Origin of the sequence: Aestuariivirga sp. (genome assembly GCF_044238155.1) — a bacterium.
Classification (GTDB): Bacteria; Pseudomonadota; Alphaproteobacteria; order Rhizobiales; family Aestuariivirgaceae; genus Aestuariivirga.
In genome coordinates this window covers 1-7,216 of record NZ_JBIIDX010000170.1, presented here as the reverse complement: position 1 = coordinate 7,216, position 7,216 = coordinate 1, and the positions used below count along the sequence as shown (strand labels likewise).

Genomic DNA, 7,216 nt, shown 5'->3' with positions numbered 1-7,216 from the left:
GTCTGCTCGAGCGAAGTGAGGCCCTGCTGCATGAAGCCGGAGTTCAGGCCTGCGAGATCGGCCAGCACCTGCCCTCTGGCCGCCACGCCCGTGGGGTCGAAGGTGGCATAGGTCGTATAGGTGCCATCCGAGGCCGAGAACCACGGCAGCGGGCCGCTGGTGTTGAAGGTGGTCTCCGGCACGGACAGGGAGCAGGCTGACATTTCCGTGCTCAAGCCGCAGCCCGAGGGCGTGCCGAAGGTCCACAGCGTCGAGTGCGAGGCCTCGGAGATCAGGTTGACCGTGTCACCCTCACCCAATTGCAGCACGCCGCCGATCAGGCCCGCCGACCTGAGGTTCAGGGTGTTGGCCTGACCTGCGTACATGTTGATCGCGGTCCCGTAAGCTGCAATCAGCCGCCCGGAATTGGTGATCGTGTTGGAGGTGACGGTGTTTATTGCCCCGGCATATCCAAACACTATTCCACTGCTTCCCAGGCCCGTGGTCAGAATCGTGCCAGCGTTCACGATCGTATTGCCGCTGATGTCGGTTACAAGAGAGGATATTGCAACCAGATTGATGGCTTGCGACCCTGTGCCCGTCGTCGAAATGGTCCCGGTATTGGTGATCGTGTTCGAGGTGATGGAGGTGGTGGATCCAAAGCCTCTCAATAGAATCCCATCTGCAGCGTATGCCCTCGTCAGGATCGTGCCTGTGTTGGTAATGGTGTTGCCAACGATTGATGAGGCGTCATAACCTGAAAACGCATCGATGAGAATGCCACGAGCTCGTTGCTCCGCAGTTTCGATTGTGCCGCTATTGTTGATTGTGTTTCCCTTGCTGTTAGGGTCGCTGGTAATGCCAACCGAGGCTGCGACATCAGATTTAGCAAAAAGTATAATGCCATATGCTTCAATATTTGTCGTGGTGATTGAGCCTGTGTTGTTAATCGTGTTTTCGAAAATTTCGGCGACACCGGATCGGGATTGATTGTGCAAATAGATGCCGTGTGAATCGACGCCCGCAGTGTTGATTGTACCTGAGTTGGTAATCTTGGAGCCGGTGATATTGACGGGTCCGCTGGAAGACAAGGAATAAAGATCAATGCCATTCGACAGGGCGCCTGCTGTCGAAATCGAGCCCGAGTTCGTGATCGTGTTTTGCGTCCCGCCTGCGCCTATTGAAGCCCAGCCATCGGATGAGCTTGCGTACAGGCCGATCCCTTGCGACCGGATTGGACCTGTGGTCTGGATGGTCCCGGAATTGCTGATATGATTGTCATAAAGACTGACGCTGCCTGAACTTGATATGGCCCGCAGCACGACGCCTTCCGCTTCATCGCCCGAGGTTGAAATCCGACCAGTGTTGGCGAGTGTTGTTTCGGAAATCCAAGCCGTTCCAGAGGATGTTGATTCTGCCAGCAGGTTTATGCCCTCGGCATCTTCACCTGAAGTGTTGATTGCGCCTGAATTGTAGATCCTTGTTCCGTTTATATAGGCGTCGCCAGAGCCACTCCGTGCCAATAGTCGTATGGCGGTGGCGTAATCACCGGATGTATCAATCATACCCGAGTTGGTGATCGTGTTGCTTTCTTGTGAGGCACCATCATCTTCGTTGTTTGATGTGAGAAAAACCCCATAAGAATATCTGCCTGAAGTCAATATGGTGTTGGTGTTGGTGACGGTGTTGCGTGAAACTTCAGACGCCGCAATACTTGGATCCGAAGAAGCTTTATCAGCATTTAGCTGGATTGCACTTGCCCTATAGCCCGAAGTTACCAGTTGCCCGGAATTTGCTATGCGATTACCTACCACGCTTTTTTCACTGTACAATGAGGATGCCACAAGGATTATCGCTACGGACTGACTGCCAGTTGTGGTGATTGATCCTGAATTGACAATCTCATTTTTTTCTACTGTTGAATAGATATTCGCAGATACGGCGGCGCCATTCGAAGACCAGAGGATGACGCCAGCCGATCCTTCTCCTTCCGTATGTAGATTTCCGGTTATCTCGATTCTATTGTCGTAGATACGTGACTGGTGAGTTGCGTCCGATCCAAGTGATATTCCTGCGCTGGAATCTCCGGTCGTTTCAACTGACCCAGAGACAAAAACGCGGTTTTGATCTATGGCGGCAAAGTCACCAGAGTCTGCCATCAGATGAATGCCATTCGCGGAAGTTCCCGTGGTCTTGATCGATTCCTCGTTGACGATCCTGCTTAATGAGACGGTTGCAGTGGAGTTTCCCGAATAGGCGGAGAGAAGAATGCCATTTGCCTGATCGTTGACTGTGCTGATCGTGCCGGAGTTGGTGATCCGGTTGTCCGTCGTTGACGCTTCGGAGTACGTCGAGGCGGCGGTCGAGACGGCCGTCAGGATGATGCCGTGGGAGCGATACCCTTCCGTTGCAATCGCTTCGGTATTGTTGATTTCGTTCGTTGTGATCGAGACGCCGGATCCGGACGAGACGGCAGACAGCGCAATGCCGTTGGCGTGATCGTTGAGCGTCGAGATCGATCCGGAATTGGTGATCGTGTTGATGGTGATGCTGGCGCCTCCCTCCGAGTCGGCGAACATCATCTGCCCGTTGGAATAGGAGCCTGCCGTCGAAATGTCTCCAAGGCTGGTGATCGAGTTGCCGGTGAGGGAGGCTGTCCCGGAGGTGGGATCGCTGGTCAGGAGTATGCCCGTGGCGAAGTTTCCGGTGGTCGTCACCGATCCTGGTCCGGACACCGTGATGTGCGTGTCAGAAACGACTGGCGCAGTGCCAGGGTCGTTGCTCATGGCGATGGCAGCGGGGTCGGTCGTGACAAGATCGGTGTTGAGCGTATAGCTGTCGCCATTGCTGACCGTGACCTGCTGGGCGCGGGCGTAGCCTGCGGACAGGACCATCATGGTGGAGGCGAGCAGCGAGCGCTTGAGGCTATTCATGGCACGGGAGACTACACTCTGCGAGTGAGGCGTCCAACGGGATATGGGGGTGCAGGGGGCGCGAGGCGCGCCGTTCCCGCAGGGACTCCGTGGTTCTACCTATGGCCAGGCGGGTGCCGGACTGAAAAACGGCGGGCCGGATGCCGCCTCTCGCCTCCGGGCGCCGTTCCGCGGTAGACTTGATTCATGCTGACGGCGCTTTCCATCCGCGACATCGTGCTGATCGAGAAGCTCGACATCGCGCTCGAGCCCAATCTCACCGTGCTCACCGGCGAGACGGGGGCTGGCAAGTCCATTCTTCTGGATGCGCTCGGGCTGGCGCTGGGCGCGCGGGGCGATTCGTCGCTGGTCCGGGCGGGGGCCGAGCGCGGCGTCGTGACGGCGGCGTTCACCCTGTCGCCCAGCCATCCGGCACTGCTTCTCCTGCGAGAGCAGGGCATCGATACCGAGGGCGAACTCGTCATCCGCCGTATCCAGAATGCTGATGGCCCGAGCCGGGCAGCGATCAATGATCAGCCGGTAAGCCTCAATCTTCTGCGCCAGATCGCCGGCGCGCTGGCCGAGATTCATGGCCAGCACGCCGACCGGGCTCTGGTGGACGTGACCGCTCACCGCCATTTGCTCGATGCCTTTGCAGGTCTTGAAGCCGAGTGTGCCGAGGTTGCGGCGCTGTGGTCCCGGGCGGCAGCCGCCGACGAGGCCCTTCGCAGCCATCGGGAGCGCATGACCCGTGCCGAGACCGAGCGGGATTATCTCGAGCACGCCGCCGCCGAACTCAAGGCGCTGGCGCCGCTTGCGGGCGAGGAGGCGCTGCTGGCCGACGCCCGCCAGCTGATGATGTCATCCGAGCAGTTCGCCACGGCGCTCACGGAAGCCGAGGAGGCTCTGGCGGGAGATGGCACATCGGTTGCCCGTCTCAACGCCGCATTGCGCAAGCTCGAACGCCGGCGTGAACAGGCGGGCGGGCGGCTCGATGCCGTCTGTGCGGCTCTGGACCGCGTGCTGGCTGAAATCACCGAAGCCGAGCGCACGCTGGCGGATGCTCATGTGAGCTTCCGCTTTGATCCACGCGAACTTGAAGCATCCGAGGAGCGGTTGTTCGCGCTCCGGGCCGCGGCGCGAAAATACAAATGCACGGTCGATACGCTGGCCGACGTGCGCGAGCGCATCAATCGCGATCTTGAGGCTCTGGGCGATGGCGGCCGCGAGCTGGCCGCGCTTGAAAAGGAGTTCGCACGGGCCCGTGCGGCATTTGATGCGGCAGCCGAAACGCTCTCCACCCGCCGGCGCAAGGCTGCCAGGGCGCTGGACAAGGCAGTGATGGCCGAACTGCCACCGCTCAAGCTCGAGCGCGCCCGGTTTGCAACGGCGGTGGAGACTGACGCGGGAAAGCCGGGCCCGCATGGCATTGACCGTGTCGAGTTCATGGTTGCGGCCAACCCCGGAACGCCGCTCGCCCCGCTCATGAAGGTGGCTTCGGGGGGCGAGCTCGCCCGCTTCATGCTTGCCCTCAAGGTGATCCTGGCGGCCCGGGGGTCTGCTCCCACCCTGATCTTTGACGAGATCGACACGGGTGTTGGCGGTGCTGTGGCCGATGCGATTGGCGCCCGGCTTGCAAGGCTTGCGGAACACCTCCAGGTGCTGGCCGTCACCCATAGTCCGCAGGTAGCGGCGCGGGCTGGCCAGCACATGCTGATCTCCAAGATGGAAGAAGTGGCGGGAAAGCGCATGGTGACGCGGGTCCAGGCTCTTTCGGCGCAGAGCCGCCGGGAGGAGGTGGCCCGCATGCTGTCCGGCGCGAAGGTCACGGAGGCAGCGCGCGCCCAGGCCGACGAGCTTCTTCGCGGCAGGGCCTGAGCCATGGCGAAGCCTGCACCCCCGCACGTCGCAGATCTCACCGCGATGGAGGCCGCAGCAGAGCTGGCCCATCTTGCCCGGGAAATCGCTCGCCATGACCAGGCCTATTTCGAGCAGGATGCCCCGCTCATTTCGGATGCGGCCTATGATGCGCTGCGCAGGCGCAATGATGCCATCGAGGCCCGGTTTCCCGATCTTGTCAGGGCCGATTCACCCTCGCGGCGCATCGGGGCAGCTGCTGCCGGCAAATTTGCCAAGGTCGGCCATGCTGTCCCCATGCTCTCTCTTGCCAACGGTTTTTCGGACGAGGACGTGCAGGATTTCGTGGCCCGCATCCGGCGGTTCCTCGATCTCGCCTCGACCGAATCTGTGGAGTTGACCGCCGAACCCAAGATCGACGGCCTGTCGATCTCGCTGCGCTACGAGAACCGCCAGCTGGTGCAGGCCGCCACGCGTGGCGATGGCTATGAGGGCGAGAACGTCACTGCAAATGTGATGACCATCGCGCAAGTGCCCCAGCGGCTTCCGGCGCGGGCGCCGGCTCTCATCGAGGTGCGCGGTGAAATCTACATGTCGCAGGCGGATTTTGCGGCACTCAATCGCCGCCAGGAAGCCGATGGCAGAAAGCCTTTCGCCAATCCGCGCAACGCTGCAGCGGGATCGCTGCGCCAGCTTGACCCCGCAATAACCGCGTCTCGCCCGCTGGAATTTTTTGCCTATGCCTGGGGTGAAGCTCCTGAGCTTCCGGCAGACACGCAAATGGGTGTGATCGAGGCCTTTGCGTCATGGGGTCTTCCCATCAATCCGTTGATGAAGCTCTGCCGCTCGGTGCAGGAGTTGCTGCAGCAATACCGGCTCATCGAGGGTCAGCGCGCCGGTCTGGGTTACGACATTGACGGCGTGGTCTACAAGGTGAACCGCCTCGACTGGCAGCAGCGGCTGGGCTTCGTCTCGCGCAGTCCGCGCTGGGGGCTGGCGCACAAGTTCTCGGCCGAAAAGGCCACCACGCTTCTTGAGAAGATCGATATTCAGGTTGGCCGCACCGGGGCGCTGACGCCGGTGGCGCGGCTGATGCCCGTCACCGTGGGCGGCGTGGTGGTCACCAACGCCACGCTCCACAACGAGGACGAGATCGCCCGCAAGGATATCCGGGAGGGCGATACGGTCATCGTCCAGCGCGCCGGAGACGTGATACCGCAGATCCTCGGCTTCCTGCCGGAGAAGCGCCCGGCAGGAGCGACGCCCTATCGGTTTCCCGATGCCTGCCCGGTCTGTGGTTCGCACGCGGTCCGCGAGGAGCGTGAAAGCGGCAAGGTCGATGCGGTGCGCCGTTGCACCGGCGGTCTGATCTGCGCGGCCCAGCGCGTCGAGCGGCTGAAGCATTTCGCCTCGCGCAATGCCTTTGATATCGAGGGCCTTGGCGACAAGATCATCGCCGAGCTCTATGCTGATGAACTCATTCAGTGGCCGCATGACATTTTCACCCTTGAGGCGCGTGACAAGACTTCCCTGAAGCGACTGAAGAACCGCGAGGGCTGGGGCGAGGCGAGCGTGAGCAAGCTCTTCGACGCCATTGACCAGCGCCGCACCGTGGCGCTGGACCGCTTCATCTTCGCTCTTGGCATCCGCCATGTGGGCGAGACCACTGCGCGGGCGCTGGCGCGGTCCTATGAGTCAGCCGAAACATTCCGCTCACGGATGACGTCCGCCGGGGCCATGGCGGGCGAGGCCTGGGAGGAACTTACCGCCATCGACGGCATCGGCGAGGTGGTCGCTGAGGCGCTGGTGCAGTTCTTCGCCGAGCCGCATAACCGGGATGTTGTCGATGAACTCCTCAAGCATGTCAGCGTCACCTCGCTCGAGCGGCGCAGCACCACTTCGCCGGTGGCTGGCAAGACGGTGGTGTTCACCGGATCCCTCGAGCAGATGACGCGCGAAGAGGCCAAGGCCATGGCCGAGAGGCTGGGCGCCAAGGTGGCGGGCAGCGTCTCGAAGAAGACCGACCTCCTGGTTGCTGGGCCGGGCGCAGGCTCGAAACTGAAAGATGCCGAGAAGCATGGCGTGGAGGTGATCGACGAGGCTGAATGGTTCCGCCGCGTGGGCGGGCGCTGAGCGGCCTTCAAGCAGGGGTTAAGGGTTGGAGCCGCTCTCAGCTTCTGCCTGAGAGGGGCGCACAGGCCTTTTTCAGCCAGGCCAGTTCCTTTCCGGACAGGAAACCGCCCAGTTCCTTCAGCACCCGCGCGTGATAGGCGTTGAGCCAGTCGCATTCGCCAGCCGACAACAGGGAGGTTTCGATCAACCGCCGGTCGATGGGGCACAGCGTCAGGGTCTCGAAGCCCAGCATCGCGCGTTCGCCGCCGTCGATTTGCCTGGCTTCATGCACCATGATGAGGTTCTCGATGCGGATGCCGTAGGCTCCCTGCTTGTAGTAGCCGGGCTCGTTCGAC

At 61.2% G+C, this 7,216-nt stretch carries 5 protein-coding genes; 3 read left to right on the top strand and 2 right to left on the bottom strand.

What is annotated here, in order from left to right; genetic code table 11:
- Positions 1 to 2,561, bottom strand: a 2,561-nt coding sequence (locus ACILRN_RS14830) for a beta strand repeat-containing protein (protein ID WP_395689580.1), incomplete at its 3' end; no start/stop codon positions are given.
- Between the two features lie 109 nt (positions 2,562 to 2,670).
- Here ACILRN_RS14830 and ACILRN_RS14825 point away from each other — a divergent pair.
- From ACILRN_RS14825 to ligA, 3 genes are all read left to right on the top strand, one after another.
- Positions 2,671 to 2,814, top strand: coding sequence for a hypothetical protein (locus ACILRN_RS14825; RefSeq protein ID WP_395689578.1), 144 nt, complete (start codon positions 2,671 to 2,673; stop codon positions 2,812 to 2,814).
- A gap of 284 nt (positions 2,815 to 3,098) precedes the next feature.
- Positions 3,099 to 4,769 carry a DNA repair protein RecN gene (gene recN, locus ACILRN_RS14820; protein WP_395689576.1) on the top strand — a complete coding sequence of 557 codons (1,671 nt, stop codon included), beginning with the start codon at positions 3,099 to 3,101 and terminating at the stop codon, positions 4,767 to 4,769.
- A gap of 3 nt (positions 4,770 to 4,772) precedes the next feature.
- Positions 4,773 to 6,881, top strand: a complete 2,109-nt coding sequence (ligA, locus tag ACILRN_RS14815) for an NAD-dependent DNA ligase LigA (protein ID WP_395689574.1) — start codon at positions 4,773 to 4,775, stop codon at positions 6,879 to 6,881.
- A 37-nt stretch (positions 6,882 to 6,918) separates the two neighbouring features.
- Here ligA and ACILRN_RS14810 read toward each other — a convergent pair.
- The coding region (locus ACILRN_RS14810) for a M24 family metallopeptidase C-terminal domain-containing protein (RefSeq protein ID WP_395689572.1) at positions 6,919 to 7,216 on the bottom strand (298 nt) is incomplete at its 5' end.

Excerpts from the sequence above, each read along its gene's own strand:
- recN (WP_395689576.1), top strand. The coding sequence starts at position 3,099 with ATGCTGACGGCGCTTTCCATCCGCGACATCGTGCTGATCGAGAAGCTC.
- ligA (WP_395689574.1), top strand. The coding sequence starts at position 4,773 with ATGGCGAAGCCTGCACCCCCGCACGTCGCAGATCTCACCGCGATGGAG.